This window comes from Falsiroseomonas oryzae (genome assembly GCF_027856955.1).
Lineage (GTDB): Bacteria > Pseudomonadota > Alphaproteobacteria > Acetobacterales > Acetobacteraceae > Falsiroseomonas > Falsiroseomonas oryzae.
In genome coordinates this window covers 1-3,511 of the sequence record NZ_JAPSMD010000499.1, presented here as the reverse complement: position 1 = coordinate 3,511, position 3,511 = coordinate 1, and the positions used below count along the sequence as shown (strand labels likewise).

General features: G+C 68.5%; 1 protein-coding gene. It reads right to left on the bottom strand.

All coding sequences use genetic code 11. The features are described from left to right. The coding region (locus OZN99_RS27730; RefSeq protein ID WP_408611958.1) for a Calx-beta domain-containing protein at positions 1–3,166 on the bottom strand (3,166 nt) is incomplete at its 3' end. Between the last annotated feature and the right edge of the window lie 345 nt (positions 3,167–3,511).

Here is a 3,511-nt window from a genome sequence, read left to right as displayed (position 1 = left end):
TCACGAATTGCAGGTTGCCGCCCGCGCCCGGAGCGGTGCCTTCGGCGACGTTGGCGTTCAAGGGAGCGACGGTGAAGACGGGCGGGGGCAGGTCGTCATCGAGGATGGTGATGGTGGCGCTGGACTGGGGACCGATGGTGCCGACGCTGGTGCTGGTCAGCGTCAGGGTGATGGTCTCGTCCGGCTCGTCGAGCGCGTCCGGGCTGGCGGCGAAGGCCAGGAAGCCCTGCGCGACGTTGGCGGGAAGGTTGACGCTGCCACTGGAGAAGCTGCCGCCGAGATCCTCGGCGGTCGCGCCATTGGTCGCGCCGGGGCCGACGCTGTAGCCGATGGTGACCGCGGCGGAGAGGTCGCCGGTGCGGTTGATCACGAATTGCAGATTGCCGCCCGCACCCGGAGAGGTGCCTTCGGCGACATTGGTGTTCAAGGGAGCGACGGTGAAGACGGGCAGGGGCAGGTCGTCATCGAGGATGGTCGCCACGAACACCGCCGCGGTCGGGTCGATCGCGCCCGGATTGCCGCCGGCCAGGCCGTCCAGCGTGACACGGAAGCTTTCATCCGCCTCGGCCAAGGCGTCGCCGACGATGCTGATGCCGAGATTCACCGCCGCCTCGCCGGCGCTGAAGGCGTATTGCAGCTGCGTGCCGAAGGCGGTGCGGACGTCACTGCCATCTGCGCTGGGGCCGGACGAGGTCGGGCGGAGGGTGAAGAAGACCACCGCCTCGTCGAGCACGCCCGAGCGCTCGATCCTGAAGGCAAAACCATTGTCCAAGACTGTGCTGGTGCCCTCGTGGTTCGTCTCGGCGAGATCGGCGAAGCGATAGGCCGTCGGCGCGGCAGGAGCGAAGGTCACGCTTTGCCACCCGCTGGCGCTGCCGCCGGCGGCCGCCGTGTCGAAGGCGAGGACGTTGAACTGGTAGCTGTCGAGCGTCCGGTTCGGATCGAGCGTGAAGGTGAAGCCGTCCAGCCTTGTCTTGCCGCCGCCGATGGAAACGCCGCTGTCATCCACGGTGATCAACGCGTTCGCGTTGATCTGGGCGATGGCGCCGGTGCCGAAGAAGGTGTCGTTGCCTAGGATCTGCGCCGCGGTGACGGTCACGCTGCTCGCACCGATGGGCACGGTGACGACGTCGTTCGTCAGCACTGGCTGCGGGATGTTGACGTTGAGCGTGATCAGCCCCGTCCCGCTCCGGCCGAGCGGGTCGTAGATGTCATAGCGGAAGGTGTCGGAGCCGGTGAAGTTGTCATCGAATTCGAAGCCGAAGGCGTGATCGGAGCGCGAGGTCACGCCGTCGAACGGGGGGGCGGCGTACCGAATCGACCTGATCGCCAAGTTCTCAACCAGCGGGGTCGTGTCATCGATGCTGGTCCCGACGACGGTGCCGGGCATGACCAGGTCATTGGCCAGCAACTCGCGCGCATAGATCTCGCCGAAGCCGGGCTGGCCGCCCTGGTACAGCGTCCGGCCATCGCTGTTGATGCCCCAGTTCAGCACCTCGTTCACCGTTACTGGCGCGGGCGGCGCGGCCAGGATGAAGCTGATCGTGCTGGGCAGGCTGGTTGCCAGCATCGGCTGGTCGGTGAGCGTGTAGTCCAGCGAGAAGCCGCCGGAATAGCCGGGCGCGAACGTCAGATCGATGCCGGTCGCGGAGAGCGAATAGGTCACGTCAGGACCTGCCGCGCCGCTCACCTGGACCAGCGGGGGCAGGCCGGTGTTATCGGGGTCGAAATTGCCCGGCTTGTCGCGGATCTCGTCGAAGCTCAGGAAGAAACTGGTGCCTGGCGTCACCACGCGCGCCATGGGCGTGGTGATCGGTGGCGAATTGTCGAGGTCCACCTCCACCAACGCTGTCCCGGGGAAGCCGACGAGGCTGTACTCGAAGGATGCGTCGTTCGGGAACAACCCAGGGAAATCAATGACGATCCCGCCACGCCCCGGGTCGTCCACGATGGTGCCGCCGAAGACATAGGCGTTGGAGATCCCGCCGAAGACCGCGCCCGGCCCGTCATTGGCCAGGAGCGTCGCATAGGGGATGAAGGTCTCGCCGCCGAAGGAGCCAAGCACGCGATCATTCACGGCCGCGACCGGGTTGATGGTGATGGTCGCCTGGCTGCTGGTGTCGCTGAAGCCCGAGGCCGGGTCCTCCAGCACCGTGCGGTATTGCAGCTTGATCGGACTGGCCAGCCCGCCTGCGATGTTCACGACCAGCAGGCCGAACGGATAGAGCGCCCCGTCGAAACCCGCTGCGTCGACGTCGGCGGCCGTGAGCAGCGCGGTGGTGCTGACGCCAGCGGGCGTCGTCGTGCTGAATCCCACCAGATCCTGGGCGCCGCCATCGGGGTCGTAGTCGTTGAACAGGATTTCGCGCAGGTCGATCAGCACCTGCGTCGCGCCGGGCGCCGCGCCGATCGTGTCGCTGAGCGCGATGGGCGGCACGCCCACGCCGTCATTGGAGGAGCCGGGAGCGAGGCTGGCGAAATCCATCACGGTCAACGGGGTGGCGCCGGCCGCAAGCTGCGCCGCCGTGACGCCGAAGGCGATGCGCTCCACGCCGGCGACATCCGCGCGGACGCCGCTGCCCGGGCCGGTGGTGGGGATCGAGACCAGGAGACCGGTGCCGGCGTCGATCTGGTAGTCCTGCGGCGCGCCCTCCAGCGCGAGCACGTCGTTGCCGTCGCCGCCGATGATCACGTCGAAGGCGGCACCCACACCTGCCACGCCGGGACCTGCCGCGCCGGGCGAAAGCGTGTCATCCCCCGGCCCGCCGCTGATCACGTCGTCGCCGCCGCCGCCGTCGACGACGTCATTGCCCGAAACGGTGGTGGCCGTCGCGCCGAACAGGTCGTAATCGTCGCCGGCCAGGTAGTCGCTGCCGGCATCGCCGATCAGCGTGTCGTTGCCCTCGCCGCCGACGCCGGTGTCGATACCGGAGGCGCCGGCGATGATGCTGTCGTTGCCCGCCCCGCCCTCGATGAGGCCGAAGCCGCTGCCGGACGTCTCCAGCGTGTCGTTGCCGTCTTCGCCGAGCAGCTGGTCGACCTCGCCCGCGCCCGCGCCAAGGCCGGTGATGGAATCGTTGCCGTCACCGCCGAAGATCTCGTCGGGACTGTCCTGCGTGCCGGGCAGTGTATCGGCAACCGGCGAGCCATTGACGACGTTCACCATGGACCAACTCCGCGCTGTGCCGCGCCGGCACCCGTCCGGAGTGGACAGGGCGGCATCCGGTCGATTGCGCCGCGCGGCGTCCTGACTGGTAATCGCGGAGCAGCAGCAGACTAAATCAATCTCGCATCAAACGTTAGGACTAAACTGGCTTTTCCGTTGCGGGGCGCTTGACCTCACCGGGTCGGCTGCGATCGTCCAGTCCGAGCATGCCGATCCCCGCCCCCCTCCTGCTCCCGCGCCGCCCTGCGGCCGCGACGCGATGAGCGCGACGGCCAAGGGCTGCTGCCTGCCCGGCGGCGCGCGCGACGCCCTGCCCGGGGCGCCCGCGATCATGGCGGCGCCGGG